Genomic DNA, 17,613 nt, shown 5'->3' with positions numbered 1-17,613 from the left:
CGGAGGTGCGAGGATGGTTCGAGCGCGTGAAAGGATCGACGATCATGGGCAGCGAAGCAGCCACGGCCCTGGCCAGTGCCCAGGCGCGCTCGATCCGCGACGACCTCCTGACGGCTGCGGCCGCCGTCGTGGATCGGCGGGACGGCCCGGGCGGATTCGTGCGCGACCTGTTCGGGCGCACCTCGCCGGAGGATCTGGCGCCCCATACACCGGACGCCCTGGCCGATCTGGCGCTGGCCGCCCGTCAGCATCTGGCCGCGCCGCGCAGGGCCGGCGCCCCGTCGGACCTGCGCCTGTCCGATCTGACCGTCGACCGGGACGGCCGGCAACGTGAACTCACCGTCGTCGAAGTGGTCAACGACAACCGGCCGTTCCTCCTCGACTCGACGCTCGCCGAGTTGACCGAACAGGGGCTGACACCGCACCTCGTCGCCCACCCGATCCTCGGCGTGGAGCGCGACGCGGACGGCGAACTCGTGCGGGTGGTCGGCGAGACCACGGCGGACGCCCACGCGGCCTTCACGCGCGAGAGCTTCATCCATCTCCACCTCGACCGTCTCGATGCCGGCGAGGCCCGCGACCGCCTCGAGGCCGGCCTCACGGCCGTGTTCCGCGATGTCGCCCGCGCCACGGACGATGGAGACGCCATGCTGGCGCGCCTCGCCGCCCTGGCACAGGATTACGCGACGGGACGGACATCCCTGCCGGAGGCTGAAGTCCGGGAGGCGCACGCCTTCCTCGAATGGCTGCGCGATGGCCACTTCACGCTGCTGGGCCTGCGCGAGTACGACCTCACCGGCGGCACCCATGCGGTGGTGCCGGAGGCCAACCGGGGCGTCCTGCGCGACCCCGCCGTCGAAGTCCTGCGGCGCGGACGGACGCTCGCCGACGACACGCCCGAGATCCGCGCCTTCCTCGAAGAACCGCAGGCGCTCCTCGTCACCAAGGCAAGCGTGAAGTCGCGGGTCCACCGCGCCGCCCATCTCGACTATGTCGGAGTCAAGCTGTTTTCCCCGGACGGGACCTTGTCCGGCGAAGTCCGCCTCGTCGGCCTGTTCACGGCCGCCGCCTACACCGCCCTGGCACGCGAAGTCCCCTACCTCCGCGAAAAGGTCGCCGCCGTGGTCGCGAAGGCCGGCCTCGACCCGACGAGCCACGCCGGACGCAGCCTGCTCAACGTCCTGGAGACCTATCCCCGCGACGACCTGTTCCAGATCACCGTCGATCGCCTCCACCGCTTCACACTCGCCATCGGCAGCCTCGCGGAAGGGCCGCGCATCCGCGTCCTGTCCCGGCCCGACCGCTTCGGCCGCTTCGTCTCGCTCCTCGTCTACGTGCCGAAGGACCGCTACGATTCACAGGTCCGCCTGCGCGTCGGCGCCTACCTCGCCAGGGAATACGGCGGCCGGCTCTCGGCGGCCTATCCGGACTTCCCCGAAGGCCCGCTCGCCCGGACCCACTACATCATCGGCCTGCCCGAGGACGGCGCGGCCGAGCGCGACCCCGCCACCCTGGAGGCGGGGATCGGCGCCCTGGTGCGAACCTGGAGCGACGACCTGCGTCTCGCCCTCGCGGAGGCGATGCCCGGCCGGCAGGCCCGGGCGCTGGCAGCCCGCTACACAGACGCGTTCTCGGCCGCGTATCGCGAAAACTTCGCGCCCGCCGTCGCCATCGCCGACATCGCCCTCCTCGAAGCCCTGAGTGAAGCGCGCCCGCGCGCCGTCGATATCGGCCGGCGCGACACCGACCCGGCTCACCAGATACGCCTCAAGGTGTTTTCGCGGGGGGCATCGCTCTCCCTGTCCGACCGGGTGCCGGCTCTGGAGAATCTCGGCTTCCGGGTGATCAACGAGCGCACCTACCGCGTCCGCACCGGGGACGGGCCGGACGGTGGACAGGTCTGGCTCCACGACATGCTGCTGGAGCGGGCCACCGGGGCGCCCATCGACCGGGACCGGCTGGAAGCCCCCCTGGAAGCCGCACTCCTCGCCATCGCGGCGGGCGAAGCGGACTCAGACGGCTACAACCGCCTCGTGCTGGAGGGCGACCTCGGCTGGCGCGATGTCGCCCTCCTGCGCGGCCTCGGGCGCTACCTGCGCCAGCTGCGAATCCGCTACGGGCAGGATTACCTCGCCGCGACCCTCAGCCTGCATCCGGCCATCGCCGGCCGGATCGTCGCCCTGTTCCACGCCCGGTTCGATCCGGCGGGACAAGAGGAGGCCGGGAAGGACCGCACGGCACGCGAAGCCGCCATCCGGGCGGAGATCGAGACGGCGCTGGGCGAGGTCACCAGTCTGGACGAAGACCGAATCCTGCGCCGCTTCGTCAATCTGGTCGAAGCCGCCGTACGGACGAACTTCTTCCAACGCCGCGACGACGGCGGGATGCGCGAAACCATCGCGTTCAAGTTCGCCTGCGCCAAGGTGAACGGCATGCCCCTGCCACGCCCGTTCTTCGAGATCTTCGTCTACGCGCCGCGCCTGGAGGGCGTGCACCTGCGCTACGGCTACGTGGCCCGCGGCGGCCTGCGCTGGTCCGACCGGCCGGAGGATTTTCGGACCGAGATCCTGGGCTTGGTGAAGGCCCAGCAGGTCAAGAACGCCGTCATCGTGCCGGTGGGCGCCAAGGGCGGCTTCTTCCCCAAGCGCCTGCCGCCGGCCTCCGACCGCGAAGCCTGGCTCGCGGAAGGCACAGAGAGCTACCGCGTCTTCATCCGCACCCTGCTGGAGCTCACCGACAACATCGTCGACGATGCGATCCGGCCGCCGGCCGACACGGTGCGCCACGATTCCGACGACGCCTACCTCGTGGTGGCGGCCGACAAGGGCACCGCCACCTTCTCGGACATCGCCAACGCCCTCTCCCTGGAGCGCGGCCACTGGCTCGGCGACGCCTTCGCCTCGGGCGGCAGCCAGGGTTACGACCACAAGCGCATGGGCATCACCGCGCGGGGCGCCTGGGAAGCGGTCAAGCGCCACTTCCGCGAGATGGATGTCGACGTCCAGGCCGACCCGGTCACCGTCGTGGGCGTCGGCGACATGTCGGGCGACGTGTTCGGCAACGGCATGCTGCTGTCGCGGAGCGTCCGGCTCGTCGCGGCCTTCGACCACCGCGACATCTTCCTCGACCCCGCGCCCGATCCGGCCGCGAGCTTTGCCGAGCGCCAGCGTCTGTTCGACCTCGGGCGTTCGAGCTGGCGCGACTACGACACCGGGCTGATCTCGACCGGCGGCGGCGTGTTTTCCCGCAGCCTGAAGACGATCCCCCTCTCGCCGGAGATCCAGGCCGTGCTGGGGTTCGAACGCGCCGAGGCGACGCCGGCCGAGGTGATGCAGGCGATCCTCAAGGCCCCCGTCGACCTCCTGTGGTTCGGCGGCATCGGCACCTATGTCCGCGCCGGCTCCGAGACCGACGAGGAGGCCGGCGACCGGGCCAACGACGCCGTGCGCATCACCGGTTCGGTCCTGCGTGTCAGGGTCGTCGGCGAGGGCGCCAATCTCGGCCTGACCCAGCGCGGGCGGATCGAGGCGGCGCGGGCCGGAATCCGCCTCAACACCGACGCCATCGACAATTCGGCCGGGGTGAACACCTCCGACGTCGAGGTGAACATCAAGATCGCCCTGATGATGCCGGAGCGCGACGGACGCCTCGACGCGGCCGCCCGCAACGCGCTCCTCGTCGGCATGACCGACGAGGTCGCGGCCCTGGTCCTACGCAACAACGAGCTCCAGACCCTGGCCTTGTCGCTTGCCCTGCGCCGCGGCGTCGGCGAGACCGGCTTCGCGGTTCGCACCCTCCAGTCCCTGGAGGCCGAAGGTCGCCTCGACCGGGCCGTGGAGTTCCTGCCCGACGATGCCGCCATCGCCGAGCGCATGCGCCGGGGCGAGGGTCTGACGCGGCCGGAATACGCCGTGATTCTGGCCTACGCCAAGCTGTCGCTCTACGACGCGATCCTGGCGAGCCCGGTGCCGAACGACCCGTATTTCGACCGCGAACTGCAGCGCTACTTCCCGCAAGCCCTGCGCCGGCAGTTCCCCGACGCGGTGAAGGGCCACCGCCTGCGCCGCGAGATCATCGCCACGGCGCTGTCGAACATCATCATCAACCGGGGCGGTCCCTCCCTCGTCACCCGCCTCATCGACGAGACCGGGGCCGACGCGGCCACCATCGCCAAGGCCTACGCGGTGACCCGCGACGCCTTCGGCCTGATGGAGCTGAATCTCGCCATCGACGGTCTCGCCGGCGCCGTGCCGGGACAGGCCCAACTCGACCTCTACGCCGATGTGCAGGAACTGCTGACGGGCCGCATCGTCTGGTTCATCCGCAACCTCGACCTCTCGGGCAGCGTCGCCCCTCTGGTGGCACGCTACCGCGAAGGCATCGCCGCCGTGATGGCCGCGCTTCCCGAGATCCTCGGCCCGGAGGCGAAGGGCGCCCTCGACGCCCGGCAGGCGGAACTCGTCGGACACGGCCTACCTCCCGAGGCCGCCCGACGCCTCGCCTCCCTGGCAGCGTTGGCCGCCGGCCCGGACATCGTCCGAGTGGCGGAGGATGGCGGGCAGCCGGTGGCCGGCATCGCGGCGACGCATTTCGCCCTCGCCCGGCATTTCAGCCTCGACGATCTCGTGGCCGCCGCGCGGAAGGTCCCCGTGGACGACACCTTCGACCGGGTCGCCCTGGAGCGGGCGATCTCCGGACTCTCCACCGCCCACCGCCGCCTCACGGCCGAGGTGGTGGCCGATGTCGGAACGGGGCCGGAGGCCGTCGAGGCCTGGAGCGCCGCGCGTGGCCCCGCCCTCACCCGCATCCGCAGTGCCGTCGAAGCCATCGCGGCCTCGGGCCTCACGGTGTCCAAGGCGACGGTGGCATCGAGCCTGCTCGCCGATCTCGCCCGGCCCTGACGGGGCGTTTGGAGCGGCCGGACGTTTCTCGTATCCCACCTCCGATCGTGGGATGAGGAACGGCGTTGGAACAGGCCCTACTGAGATGGATCGGCGACATGCTGTCGATCCGGTCCGAAGTCTTCGCCGTCCTCGGGCTCGGCCTGTCCGTCGTCGTGACCATGCATGTGCTGCTGCGCAAGCGCGAGGTCGGGGGCGCCATCGGCTGGATCGGTCTCGCCTGGCTCTCGCCGATGTTCGGGGCCGGGCTCTACGCCCTGTTCGGCGTCAACCGGGTGACGCGCCGGGCGCACAAGCTGCGCATCCGGCCCACACAAGCCGCCGGGTCCGCCGTCTCGTCCGACGACGATCCGACACCGCCGCCTCTGCCCCAAGCCTTCCGGCCCCTCGACCACGCCGTACGGCTGATCACCCGGCTGCCCCTGCGGCCTGGCAATTCCGTCACCGTGCTGCGCAACGGCGACGCCGCCTATCCGGTCATGCTGGCGGAGATCGCCGCGGCTCGGGCCTCGGTGGCGCTCTCGAGCTACATCTTCCGCGACGACGCGACGGGCCGGGCCTTCTGCGACGCCCTCATCGAGGCGCATGGACGCGGCATCGCCGTTCGGGTGATCATCGACGGCATCGGCGGCGGCTACTTTCCACCCGGCATCACCCGGCGCCTGCAACGGGCCGGCGTGCCGGCGGGCCGATTCATGCACTCGGCCCTGCCCTGGCGCATGCCGTTCCTCAACATGCGGACCCACAAGAAGCTCCTCATCCTCGATGGCCGGACCGCCTTCACCGGCGGCCTCAACATCGCCGACGGCAACCGGGTTTCGCAGGCCCCGCCCCATCCGATCCGCGACACGCATTTCCGTCTCGAAGGGCCGGTGGTCGACCAGCTGGCGGCGGCGTTCGCCAGCGACTGGATCTTCGTGGCGGGCGAGGACCTGACCGGCGAGGCATGGTTCCCACGCCTCGCACCGGCCGGTACCATCCCGGCGCGGGTCGTCACCTCGGGACCGGACGCGGACCTGCGCAAGATCGAGCTCGTGATCCTCCAGGCCGTGGCCTGCGCCACACGCAGCATCCGCCTCTCGACACCCTACTTCCTACCGAACGAGATCCTGACCAGCGCCCTCTGCCTCGCGGCCAACCGGGGCATCCGCGTCGACATCGTCATCCCGAAGGTCAGCGACCACCGCTTTGTGGATTGGGCGACGCGGGCGCATGTCGATCCGCTCTTGCGCAGCGGGGTCCGGATCTGGCTCGACGCACCGCCCTTCGACCATTCGAAGCTCCTCGTCGTGGACGGGACGTGGTGCTTCATCGGCTCGGCCAACTGGGACATGCGCAGCTTTCGCCTCAACTTCGAGGTGAACGTCGAGCTGTACGATCCCGATCTCGCGGAGGCCCTCGACGCCATCATGCGCGCCAAGATGGAGGTCCGCCTGACGCGCGAGCATCTGGCTGCGCGCGCCTTGCCCGTGCGGCTGCGGGATGCGGGCGTCCGATTGGCCCTGCCGTACCTGTGATCCAGCCTGGCTAGGGCCGGCGCGCGCGGCCCCTGAGGGACGCCGAGATCCGCATCGCGAACCGATCGAACGAGCTCCGTGTGGCGTCGCGGTCCGGCCGCCGTGCCTGGAGAGGCGTGGGTGCCAAGTGGACGATGATGGGGCGGTGGTCCGAGGGGCCGCGCGGCAGGACCGCCGAGGCGTGGCAGGTGAGCCCACGCACGAGGCATCGGTCGAGTCGCAGGGGGACCAGGCGGGCCATGGCATGGGTCGGAAGGCGCGGCCCGACATCCCGGAACCCGGCCAGCATGGGCGGGCCGACGAGGTTGTAGTCGCCGATCACCGCCGCGCAATCCGGTAGGTTCTCGGCGATCCGGCGCAACTGACGCCGGTTCAGCATCTGTCCGTGGGAGAGGTGCACATTGGCGACGCCGAACCCGCCGAGGTCGAGGATCTGGCAGACCCGGTCGAACATCGCCCCCGACGGCAGTTCGACGATGATCGGTGGAGCGAGGAACGGCGTCGGGCTCCAAAGAGCCGGTCCATGGATTCGGCCCGGCAGAGGTGCCCAAGCATAATCCCCCCCCAGCCGGTCCTTCAGCCCGGCGATCTCCTTCGTAGCCTCCTGCATGAGCACGAGGTCGGGTTTCTCGCGCTCGATCAGGGTGGCGAGCACGGCGACGTTGGCCCCCGTGCGCCGCAGGAGATTCCAGCTCAGGATCTTACGCAAGCCGGGCCGATCGACCATCGGACTGGGATGATCGGGGCGGCGCAGGGCGCGCTGCGCGAGGCGACGATCGTTGAGCATGGCGCCTTAACTGGACCGGGGCGTGACTTTGGGAAGGTGGCGCGCCAGTTCGACGGCCACACCGAGGCCTCAGCGTGCCTTGAGCACAGCCCGGCACGCCGCCGGCAGCGCCGCCATGGTCATCGGCGGCCGGGGCTTACTGGGCTTCGTCGATTTCGGCGGGTTCAGCACCGCGTCGCTGAACCAGTAGGCGAGCTCCTCGCCGCAGCCGTCGCCGCCGGGCGGTGGGGCCTGGTCGCCGCACTGGTCCTGCCCCGCCGGGCAGGCGAGGCGGATGTGGTAGTGGTAGTTGTGCCCGTACATGGGCCGCACCTTGGACAGCCAGGAACGGTCGCCACCGGCCTCGCGGCACAGGGCCTTCTTGATTGCCGGATTGACGAACAGGCGCGCCACCTCGGGCTGCTGCGCCGTGAGGCGGATGAGCTTTAGGTGCTCGGGCGCCCACACCCCTGGGTCGATGTCGAGGCGGTCGGCCCGGACGACGTTGGTGGCGGAGGTCTCTTCGCGCTCGCGCCGGCTCATACGGTGGTCCGGCATCGGGGTCAGCCAGATGTCGGCATCGAGACCGAGCTGGTGCGAGGCGTGGCCGGTCAGCATCGGGCCGCCGCGCGGCTGCGACATGTCGCCGACGAGGAGGCCGGGCCAGCCGACCCGCGGCGCCTTGGCGGCCAGCCGCTCCAGGAAGTCCACCAGGGGCGGGGTGCCCCACATGCGATTGCGCGACAGGCGCATCACCTGCCAGGTCGGCCCGTCCACCGCCAGGGCTTCGCCACCCGAGAAACAGCCCTTGGCATAGGAGCCGTACGCATGCGCGGGGCCGGGCGCCGGCGATGTCGCCCGGCCGAACAGGGCCTTGGCGGGGGTGCCGGGCGCGTCGGGATCGGCGAGGGGCGGCAGGGGCTTCGGGTCGAGGGTTCCCCGATCCTGAGCCTGCGCGGCCGTGCCGAGGGCGAGGATCGCGAGGGTCGCGAGGCGGATCGGACGAAGGGACCGGCGAAGGGACAGGGGCTTACGCTCCAGGCACGGGAATGAAGGGTGGGTTCGCGAGGCTAGCCCATCGGCGGCGGCGGCGCGACCGCGTGTGCGCGACAAAACCTTCGGCGCGCCGCGGCACGCGGGCCGGAAACCGACATCCGATCGAGGGGCGGCGCGGGACGTTCACTCGGCGGGCGCGACGGCGATGCGGATCGTATCGGCCTCGGCCCCGCTCACCACGATGGTGATGGGCACGGCGCCGAGCTGGAAGCGAACGCTCTTGGCGAGGACCGCGCAACCCGGTCGCATGGTGTGGGCCACCGGGGACCGCAGGGTCTTGCCATCCTGGCTGACATCGATCCAGGCGCGGTCGGACAAGGTGACCTGATACAGGCCCGGCGTGACCGGAGCCGGAACGGTCAGCACGCCGCCATAGGTCCCGGGCTTCGCCTCGCGGGAGGGCGGAAACGGCGGTACGACCTCCGCCTGCGGCTTCAGACCGAGCAGGGCGCCCGGCATCCCCACCGGCAGGGTGCCGCCGCTCGCCACCTGCGGCAGGCCGGGCGCCGCGAACCACGCCTGCTCGCGCAGGAGCGCCCAGTCGAAGCCCGTGCAGGCCGCCGAATCGGCCGAGGCGCCGGGTGGTACTTCGGCGGACCGGGCCGGCTCCTGTGCCTCGGCGGTGCCCGCTGCGAGGAGCAGGACCGCGACGGCGACGCGCATCCGCCTCAAACCGACGCCACGGATAGATTCGTCCGGGTGCCGATCTGGTTCTCCGGAATATCGCATTCACCAAGCCCCATGAATCCCGGCCTCCGCCCGCCGGCCCAGGTCCGACGTTTCCCACGCGAGACCGCCTGCCCACGCGAGACTGCCGCGAGGGCCGGCACGGCACAAGCCCGCGACCGACGTCAGCCCTCGCCGTCCGTTTCCCGGTCGGTTTCCTCCTCGGAGATCAGCCGGCGCACGCCCCAGGCTCCCAGGGCCGCATTGAGATCGTCGAGCACGAAGTGGCGCGCGCTGTCGCGATCGTAGCCGTCGTCCAGGAGGGCATCGTAGTCGGTGAAGACATGCCGGCCATAGGCCACGAGGCAGAGCCAAGCGGCCGTCTCCGGAGCCGCCCCGCGCAGACTGGGACTCGCCAGTGCCCGGTCGAGGATCGCGCCGGCCTCGAATTCGGGCAGGCGGGGCGCGAGGCGCAGCAGGGCGGCCGCCACCGCCTCGCGCCGGTTCAAGTGCCGGTCCATGAAGCACTCCAGGAACCAGTCCGTGGGGCGCTCGCCCGGTTCACCACTCGTGGTGCCCGGCGATGGTTCGGTCGGTGAGGGCCATGAGCAGACCCGAGACCACGAAGACCATGTGAATGCCCACCAGCCAGTACAAGTCGCGATCGCTCATCGCCTTCAGGTCCATGAACGCCTTCAGCAGCGAGATCGCCGAGATGGCCACGATGGAGGAGACGAGCTTCAGCTTGAGCCCGGTGAAGTCGATGGTGCCCATCCAGGCGGGCCAGTCCTTGTGGTCCGCATGGTCGATCTTCGAGACGAAGTTCTCGTAGCCGGAGAACATGACGATGATGAGCAGCGAGGCCGTCAGCGAGAGGTCGACCATGGTCGGGACGCCGAGCACCACCTGCGATTCGGTGGCGTCCCACATGTGCAGGACGAAATGGGCCAGCTCCCGGAGGAGCTTGACCAGCAACACCACGATGCCGATGCCGAGGGCCGCGTAGAACGGGGCGAGAAGCCACCGGCTCGCGAACCGCACCCGCTCGAAGATCCGCTCCACCATCCGTGCTCGTCCCCGCCGCGATCGAGCCGGGCATGTGGCATGGGGGTAAGGACCCGGCAAGCCTGCCGCGCCGGCAGCGGATCGCCGGGGGCCTTGGGAAGCGGACCGGGCCAGCACAAGCCCTGGCCCGGCCTTCGCTTGCCCCAACGCGAAAACCCGGGCGCGTGAAACATTTTGTAGTGAAGTGTTCGATAATGATATTGATAGAGGTGACAGTTCGCCCGTTTCGGGACTGGAACGTGCGCCATTGCGAGCGGACGCACGCGTGACACAGGAATCCTCCGTTCTCGTCATCTCGGACCGCCCGGAGCAGGCGGGTCTCCTCGTGCAGGCGATCGACACCGTCGTCGCCTGCCGGCAGATCGCGGCCGGGGCGGGAATGCCGGCGCAACGGCCCCTGCTCGCGGTGGTGGACGTCAGCCGCGATGAGGCGGCGGCCGAGGCCTGGGTCGCCCGCCTGCATGGCCTGCGTATCCCGAGCCTGCAACTCGCCCTCCAGCCCATCACGACGCGCCCGGCCCCGACGCGGTTCCTGCCCACCGACACGCCGCGCAAGACCGTGCTCGCGGCGGTCTTCAGTCTCATGGATGTCGTCCAGACCGCCCGGACACGGGCTTTCGACCGAACGGCCCGCTTTACCGCCAAGGCCGATCTGGCCAATCGCGCCGTGGGCGAGGCCTTCGATGCGGCACGCCGCGGTGAAGCCGTCTCCCCTGCCGCCGTCGATGCCGGCACCGAGGTGATCCTCGAAACGATCTCCGAATGCGGCATCCGGACCTGGCTCGAGGTCATCGGCAGTTACGACCAGCAACTCTACCAGCACTCCCTGAGCGTGGCCGGCTATGCCGCCGCCTTCGCGGGCGGGTTGAAGCTCGCCCGGGCCGACCAGATGCGTCTGGCCCGCGCCGCCCTGCTGCACGATATCGGAAAATCACGGATCCCCCTGGCGATCCTCAACAAGCCCGGCCGGCTCAGCCCCGACGAGATGGCGGTGATGCGCACCCATCCCTCCGTCGGCGCCAATCTCCTGGAAGCGCAGGGGGGGTTCGACGCGAACATGCTCGCCGTGGTGCGACACCACCACGAGATGCTCGACGGCAGCGGGTATCCGGACGGCCTGTCGGCGCACGAGATTCCCGACCTCGTGCGCCTCGTCACCATCTGCGACATCCATTCCGCCCTGACGGAGCGGCGGGCCTACCGCGATCCGCTGCCTCACGAGGAGGCGCACGAGATCATGCGGGACATGGGTCCGAAACTCGACGTCGACCTCCTGCGCGCCTTCCGCAGCGCCGTCGTCGCGCCCCTCGCGAAAGTGCCGGCCACGTGAGGGGCCGCGCCCTCGCGCGGGTTGACCGATCGGACCGCGAGCGCGTACGGAACACGCTGCCGTGGGAGGATCACAGTAAGTCATGAGGCAGAAAGCGTATTCATTCTTCTCGATACGCTCGCGACGTATTCAAAAGCTGTTCGATCCCGGTTATTATACTGCCCAGTACCCTGATGTCAGCGATTACGGCGGCGGTCCGCTGGATCATTATCTCCGGCACGGATTCCGCGAGGGCCGCGACCCGGCGCCGAACTTCTCGACCCTGTACTACAAGGACAGGTACCTCAAGACCGCCGGGATCGAGCGGAACCCCCTCGAAGCCCATGTCGAGTCGGGGGCGGCCCGTGCCGGCCGACAGACCTGGCCGGCAACGCCCGAGGCGTTCCACGCCGTGCAAGCCGATGTGGTCCGCCCCTATTTCGACGCGCGGTACTACGGCTCGCTCACGGGTATCGTCGATCCCGAAACGGCCCTCCTCGATTATCTGGCGGTGGGGTGGCGGCGGGGCCTCGACCCGCGCCCGGATTTCGACGGGACCGCCTATCTCCACGCCCACCCGCAGGTCCGCCTGCTGAACGTCAGTCCCTTCTATCATTACGTCTCGACGAATACGGCACCGGCCTTCGGGCAGGCCCATGGCGACCGGACCCCCCTCTCCGACATCGTCGCGGCCATTCGACCGGAGTTCGATGCCGCCCATTACCGGGCGAGCTACGCCGACGTGGCGGCCTCGGGGATGGACCCCGCGACCCACTATGCCAGCCACGGCTGGAAGGAGGGCCGCGATCCGACGGAGCTGTTCTGGACATCGTACTACGTCAGGACCAATCCCGATCTGATCCTCAGCGGCACCAATCCGTTCTTCCACTACCTGCGCTTCGGCCGGGCGGAGGGGCGCAAGCCCAACCCCCTCGGCAACACCAAGTGGCCACCGACCCGGGCACCCAGTGCCGCCGAATGGGATGCGGTCCCGGCCGCCGCCGCCCTCGACGCCGCCCGGGTCGTCGTGGTGGTGCCGGTCTACAAAGGCTACGACGAGACCTTGCGCGCGCTCCACGCGGTGCTGGCGGAGCCGCAGGCGGCGCCCTTCGCTCTCCTCGTGCTCAACGACCGCAGTCCCGATGCGCCCCTGACGGATGCCTTGCGGGCGCTCGCCGCGCGGGGCCTGTTCACCTACTACGAGAACCCAACCAACCTCGGCTTCGTCGGCACCATCAACCGCGCCCTCGACATGACGGGCGCGCGGGACGTGATCCTGCTCAACAGCGACACCATCGTGTTCGGCGACTGGATCGACCGCCTGCTCGCCCATGCGGCGCGCGATCCACGGGTCGGCACGATCACGCCGTTTTCCAACAACGCGACGATCTGCAGCTATCCCGATTCCGACCGCAACAACACGGTTGCCCTCGAACTCTCGCCCCGGGCCCTCGACGCAGGGGCGGCGGCCGCCAATGCGGGCCGCTGGGTCGAGGTGCCGACGGGTGTCGGCTTCTGCTTCTACATGCGCGGATCGCTCATCGCGCAGCTCGGCCCCCTCGACGCGGACGCCTTCGGCAAGGGCTACGGCGAAGAGAACGATTACTGCATGCGCGTCCTCAAGGCGGGCGGACGCAACATCCTCGCGGCGGACGTGTTCGTCTACCATTCGGGCAAGGTGTCGTTCTCGGAGGTCTACGATTCCGAGTATACGCAGGGCCAGGCCGCGCTGCTTGCCAAGCACCCCGATTATACCCTGCGCATCGAGCGCTTCGTCGCCACCGATCCGGCCGCCGACGTGCGTCTCAACCTGGATCTCTACCGTCTGGCGCGGGCGGCGGGACCGCGCGCCGCGGTGTTCGTCGTCCACGCCAAGGGTGGGGGCGCCTCGGTCCATGCCGATCACCTCGCCGGGCGCCTCGCCGACGAGGGGGTCCGCGTCGTCACCCTCACGGTGACCGAGGGAGCCTACGTCGAGGTCGGGCTTTTCGGCGCGGAAGGCCCCTACACCCCATCCCTGCGCGCCTTGTCGGTGCACGACGACTACCGCATCCTTGCGCGATTCCTTTCCTGGCTTGGCCCGCTCTTCATTCACGTTCACTCGTTCTACGGCCTCGACGGGACGGCCGTACCCGTCCTGATGGACCTGATCGAGGCCGCCCCCGGGCAGACCGTCGTCACCCTGCACGATTACTCCAGCGTCTGCCTGCGCAACCATCTCGTGACCCGCGAGGGGCTGTATTGCGGATTGCCGGGCGGGCGCCCCTGCGCCGATTGCGATTGCGCCGAAGCCAGACCGGGCCAGGACCGGATGGCACGCTACGGCGCGTTCTACCGAGCGGCCGACCGTCTCCTCGCCCCGTCGCAGGATGTCGCGACCCGCATCGAAGCGATCTTCGGGCCGCTCGCCATCACGGTCGCCCCCCACGAGGAAGATCTGCCCACGCCTGCCCCGCGCGCGGCACCGCGCGGTGGTTCCGTCCGCCGGATCGGGGTGCTCGGCGCCATCGGCGCGCACAAGGGATCGAACGTGATCCATGCCCTGGCCCGCGACGCCAGACGGCGAGGTCTCGCCATCGACTTCACCATCGTCGGCTATTCCGACATTCCGCAGAAGATGGACGCCATCGGCATCGCCGAGACGGGGCGCTACGCGGGCAGCGAGGAAGCCCTGGCCCTTCTCGCCCAGCACGAGATCGACCTGATCCTGATCCCATCGATCTGGCCGGAAACCTACTGCTACACCCTGTCCATCGCCTTGGTTTCGGGACTTCCCGTAGCGGTGTTCGACCTTGGTGCACCGGCCGACCGCCTGCGCGCCGCGGGCGCCGGCCATTGCCTCGATCCCGCCCTCGCCAACGATCCAGGCCGGCTCAACGATTGCCTGCTGTCCCTCGATCTCTCCGATACTTCGTCGGCAAAAGTGCCGACCAACATCAGATTTGCCAGCTATCGGTCCCTGCTGCGGGACTATTATTCGGTCACCGGGGACGATAAGGCTGCGCCACCGCCGAGGGCGAAGGACATCACCGCATGAAGATCGCCATGATCGGCGCCGGATATGTCGGGCTCGTCTCCGGGGCCTGTTTTGCCGATTTCGGCCATACCGTGTGCTGCGTCGACACCGATCCGGCCAAGATCCTCGCCCTCGAGGCCGGGCGCATCCCGATCTTCGAGCCGGGCCTCGACGCCCTCGTGGCCGACAACGTCCGCCACAACCGGCTGACCTTCGCAACGGATGTCGCGCAGGCCGTGGCCCAGGCAGAGGTGGTGTTCATCGCCGTCGGCACGCCGTCCCGGCGCGGCGACGGTTTCGCCGACCTGTCCTACGTTCACGCCGCCGCCCGCGACATCGCCGGCTCGCTCTCCGGCTACACCGTGGTGGTGACGAAATCGACGGTGCCAGTGGGAACCGGCGACGAGGTCGAACGCATCATCCGCGAAGCTCGGCCCGACGCCGCGTTCGCCGTTGTCTCCAACCCGGAATTCCTCCGCGAGGGCGCGGCGATCTCGGATTTCAAGCGGCCCGACCGCATCGTCATCGGCGCCGAGGACGAACGCGCGGCATCGGTGATGCGCGAAGTCTACCGGCCGCTCTACCTCAACCAGGCCCCGATCCTCGTCACCGGCCGGCGGACGGCCGAGCTGACGAAATACGCCGCCAACGCGTTCCTCGCCACCAAGATCACCTTCATCAACGAGATCGCGGATCTCTGCGAGCAGGTGGGCGCCAATGTGCAGGAGGTCGCGCGCGGCATCGGTCTCGACAACCGCATCGGCGGCAAATTCCTACATGCCGGGCCGGGCTACGGCGGCTCGTGCTTCCCGAAGGATACCCTGGCGCTGGTCAAGACCGCGCAGGATTGCGGCACCCCCCTGCGCCTCGTCGAAGCCGTCGTGTCCGTCAACGACCAGCGCAAGCGCGCCATGGCCCGCAAGATCGCGACCGCCTGCGGCGGTTCCGTGCGCGGCAAGACCATCGCGCTCCTCGGGCTGACCTTCAAGCCCAATACCGACGACATGCGCGACGCGCCCTCCCTCGCCATCGTCGCCGGGTTGCAGGATGGCGGCGCCAGGGTCAGGGCCTACGATCCGGAAGGCATGGCGGGCGCCCGCGCGCTGATGCCCGACATCGCCTACGCCGAGGATCCCTACGCTTGCGCGGCCGGAGCGGACGCCCTCGTCATCGTGACGGAGTGGAACGCGTTTCGCGCCCTCGACTGGGCCCTGCTCTCCGAGCGCATGCCCGGCCGCACGGTGGTCGATCTGCGCAACGTCTACCGACCGGACGATGTCGCTCGGCACGGTTTCCGCTACGTCGGGATTGGCGTGCCCGGCGCCGAGGCCGCCACCGGTCCCTGACGGTCTTTCGGACAATACCCCATGTGCGGCATCGCCGGGATCGCCGATCCACGCCTCTCGCCCGGCCGCCTCGCGGATGAAGCCGGCCGCATGGCCGATGCGCTCAGCCATCGTGGGCCGGACGGACGGGGCGTGTGGGGCGAGGGTGGCGTCGCGCTCGGCCATCGGCGCCTCGCCATCCGCGATCTCAGCCCCGCCGGGGCCCAGCCCATGCCCTCGCGCGACGGTCGCTGGGTGCTGACCTACAATGGCGAACTCTACGGAACGCACGACGCGCGTGCCGCGCTGGCCTCGGCCGGACATGCCTTCGCCGGGCAATCCGACACCGAGATCCTCGTCGAACTCATCGCCCGGCACGGCGTCGCCGGAGCCCTCGCCGGGGTCGAGGGCATCTTCGCCTTCGCGGCCTACGACCGGGCGGAGGGCTGCCTCTGGCTCGCCCGCGACCGGATGGGGGTGAAGCCGCTGTTCTACGCGGCAACGGGCGAGCGCCTGCTGTTCGGCTCGACCCTGGCGGCCCTGACGGCCTGCGAGGCTGCGGATTTCACCATCGATCCAGCGGCCGTGTCGAGCCTGCTGCGCCACGGCTACGTGCCGGCACCGGGGTCGATCTATCTCGGCGTCAGGAAGCTCGAACCCGGTCACCTGCTCTCATGGCGTCCCGGTGAGGCTCCCTCCGTCGCTCCCTATTGGAGCCTCGACGCGGTCATCGCGGCCGGTCGCGCCGATCCGTTCGCGGGCTCGGACGCCGACGCCATCGAGACACTCGAAGGCCTGCTCACCGGTGCCGTGCGTCGCCAGATGGCCAGCGACGTGCCGCTCGGTGCCTTCCTTTCGGGGGGCATCGATTCCTCCCTCGTCGCCGCCCTCATGGTCGGCGCCCGAGAGGCGCCCAGAACCTTCGCGGCGGGCTTCACCGACGATCCCCGTTTCGACGAGAGCGGCCACGCGGCGGCCGTCGCCCGCCATCTCGGTACGGACCACACCACCATCCCGGTGCGCGAGGCCGACGCCCTCGCCCTCGTCGCCCGCCTGCCGGAGATCTACGACGAGCCCCTGGCCGATCCCTCGGGCCTGCCCACCGCCCTCCTCTGCGCCGCGACCCGGCGAGCGGGCCTCACCGTCGCCCTATCGGGGGATGGCGGCGACGAGCTGTTCGCCGGCTATGACCGCTACGCCCTGGCCACCCGCTTCGCCGATCGCATCGAACCAATTCCGAGGTTCCTGCGGCGAGCGGCGGCCGGGGCCGCCGGGCGGATGCCGCAGGCCGCCCTGGCACTCGCCGCGCGCGCCCTTCCCCCTCCGTGGGGCGGCCCCGACGCCCCCGACCGCCTGCGCAAGGCCGCCGCACAGCTGCCCGGCGACGGCTTCGCCTTCTATAGCCGGCTTCTCACCCTCAATCCGGACGCCCGCACTCTGGCGAATGGCGTGTCCGGTGTCCCGAGTCCGATGGACTGGCCCGGCGCGGGCTCGCTCCTCGACCGGATGCGCCGCCTCGACACCCTCGCCTACCTGCCCGACGATGTGCTGACCAAGGTCGACCGCGCCAGCATGGCGGCGGGGCTCGAGGCCCGGGTGCCCCTCCTCGACCGTTCGGTGGTCGAATTCGCGTGGCGCCTGCCGCCGCACCTCCTCGTGCGCGATGGCCGCCGCAAATGGCTCTTGCGCGAGGTGCTCGCCCGGCACGTGCCCCGCATCCTTTTCGAGCGGCCGAAGCAGGGCTTCGCTCCGCCGCTGGCCTCCTGGCTGCGCGGCCCCTTGCGGGCCTATGCCGGAGACCTTCTGCTGAGTCCCGACCTCGGCGGCGGACTTCTCGACCGAGCACGGGTGCGCGCCCTGTTCGCGGAGCATCAGACGGGCACCCGCAACCATGCCGTCGGCCTCTGGCCGATCCTCGCCTTCGAGGCATGGCGGCTGGCGTCGGGCGCGCGCCCGGCCCACAAGGACGGATAGCGGAACGAGCGGGGATCG

11 protein-coding genes are annotated in these 17,613 nt (G+C 70.1%); 6 read left to right on the top strand and 5 right to left on the bottom strand.

The features are described from left to right. Nucleotides 1-44: 44 nt before the first annotated feature. Both ASF52_RS21220 and ASF52_RS21215 read left to right on the top strand, forming a co-directional pair. A complete protein-coding gene (locus tag ASF52_RS21220) occupies nucleotides 45-4,901 on the top strand; it encodes an NAD-glutamate dehydrogenase (protein WP_056176636.1) in 4,857 nt (1,618 codons plus the stop codon). A gap of 65 nt (nucleotides 4,902-4,966) precedes the next feature. Continuing rightward, nucleotides 4,967-6,418: a phospholipase D-like domain-containing protein gene (locus ASF52_RS21215; protein ID WP_056176634.1), complete on the top strand. Its 1,452-nt coding sequence runs from the start codon at nucleotides 4,967-4,969 to the stop codon at nucleotides 6,416-6,418. A gap of 10 nt (nucleotides 6,419-6,428) precedes the next feature. On the opposite strand, the gene ASF52_RS21210 is transcribed toward ASF52_RS21215, so the two are convergent. From ASF52_RS21210 to ASF52_RS21190, 5 genes are all read right to left on the bottom strand, one after another. Then, complete coding sequence (locus ASF52_RS21210; protein WP_082515424.1) at nucleotides 6,429-7,205, bottom strand: endonuclease/exonuclease/phosphatase family protein; 777 nt, start codon at nucleotides 7,203-7,205, stop codon at nucleotides 6,429-6,431. 69 nt (nucleotides 7,206-7,274) lie between these two features. Then, the gene (gene mepA, locus ASF52_RS21205; protein WP_156630274.1) at nucleotides 7,275-8,183 is read right to left on the bottom strand and encodes a penicillin-insensitive murein endopeptidase; all 909 of its coding nucleotides are present in this window, start codon (nucleotides 8,181-8,183) and stop codon (nucleotides 7,275-7,277) included. Between the two features lie 180 nt (nucleotides 8,184-8,363). Beyond that, nucleotides 8,364-8,903, bottom strand: a complete 540-nt coding sequence (locus ASF52_RS21200; RefSeq protein ID WP_056176632.1) for a hypothetical protein — start codon at nucleotides 8,901-8,903, stop codon at nucleotides 8,364-8,366. 188 nt (nucleotides 8,904-9,091) lie between these two features. Continuing rightward, complete coding sequence (locus ASF52_RS21195; protein ID WP_056176628.1) at nucleotides 9,092-9,427, bottom strand: DUF2293 domain-containing protein; 336 nt, start codon at nucleotides 9,425-9,427, stop codon at nucleotides 9,092-9,094. Nucleotides 9,428-9,467: 40 nt separating this feature from the next. Then, a complete protein-coding gene (locus ASF52_RS21190) occupies nucleotides 9,468-9,971 on the bottom strand; it encodes a TIGR00645 family protein (RefSeq protein WP_056176626.1) in 504 nt (167 codons plus the stop codon). Between the two features lie 265 nt (nucleotides 9,972-10,236). On the opposite strand from ASF52_RS21190, the gene ASF52_RS21185 reads away from it, so the two are divergent. From ASF52_RS21185 to asnB, 4 genes are all read left to right on the top strand, one after another. Further along, complete coding sequence (locus tag ASF52_RS21185; protein WP_056176624.1) at nucleotides 10,237-11,301, top strand: HD-GYP domain-containing protein; 1,065 nt, start codon at nucleotides 10,237-10,239, stop codon at nucleotides 11,299-11,301. A gap of 82 nt (nucleotides 11,302-11,383) precedes the next feature. Further along, nucleotides 11,384-14,317 carry a glycosyltransferase gene (locus tag ASF52_RS21180; RefSeq protein ID WP_056176623.1) on the top strand — a complete coding sequence of 978 codons (2,934 nt, stop codon included), beginning with the start codon at nucleotides 11,384-11,386 and terminating at the stop codon, nucleotides 14,315-14,317. Next, a complete protein-coding gene (locus ASF52_RS21175) occupies nucleotides 14,314-15,642 on the top strand; it encodes a UDP-glucose dehydrogenase family protein (protein ID WP_056176613.1) in 1,329 nt (442 codons plus the stop codon). The genes ASF52_RS21180 and ASF52_RS21175 overlap by 4 nt, the downstream gene beginning before the upstream one ends. A 21-nt stretch (nucleotides 15,643-15,663) precedes the next feature. Further along, nucleotides 15,664-17,595, top strand: a complete 1,932-nt coding sequence (gene asnB / locus ASF52_RS21170; protein ID WP_056176610.1) for an asparagine synthase (glutamine-hydrolyzing) — start codon at nucleotides 15,664-15,666, stop codon at nucleotides 17,593-17,595. Nucleotides 17,596-17,613: the final 18 nt, after the last annotated feature.

This window comes from Methylobacterium sp. Leaf112, from assembly GCF_001423295.1.
Taxonomy (GTDB): Bacteria; Pseudomonadota; Alphaproteobacteria; order Rhizobiales; family Beijerinckiaceae; genus Methylobacterium.
This window is presented reverse-complemented; position numbering and strand designations above follow the sequence as displayed.

Coding starts and splice junctions, on each gene's coding strand:
- ASF52_RS21220 (WP_056176636.1), top strand. CDS start 45: ATGGGCAGCGAAGCAGCCACGGCCCTGGCCAGTGCCCAGGCGCGCTCG.
- ASF52_RS21210 (WP_082515424.1), bottom strand. CDS start 7,205: ATGCTCAACGATCGTCGCCTCGCGCAGCGCGCCCTGCGCCGCCCCGAT.
- ASF52_RS21200 (WP_056176632.1), bottom strand. CDS start 8,903: ATGCGCGTCGCCGTCGCGGTCCTGCTCCTCGCAGCGGGCACCGCCGAG.
- ASF52_RS21195 (WP_056176628.1), bottom strand. CDS start 9,427: ATGGACCGGCACTTGAACCGGCGCGAGGCGGTGGCGGCCGCCCTGCTG.
- ASF52_RS21190 (WP_056176626.1), bottom strand. CDS start 9,971: ATGGTGGAGCGGATCTTCGAGCGGGTGCGGTTCGCGAGCCGGTGGCTT.
- ASF52_RS21180 (WP_056176623.1), top strand. CDS start 11,384: ATGAGGCAGAAAGCGTATTCATTCTTCTCGATACGCTCGCGACGTATT.
- ASF52_RS21175 (WP_056176613.1), top strand. CDS start 14,314: ATGAAGATCGCCATGATCGGCGCCGGATATGTCGGGCTCGTCTCCGGG.
- asnB (WP_056176610.1), top strand. CDS start 15,664: ATGTGCGGCATCGCCGGGATCGCCGATCCACGCCTCTCGCCCGGCCGC.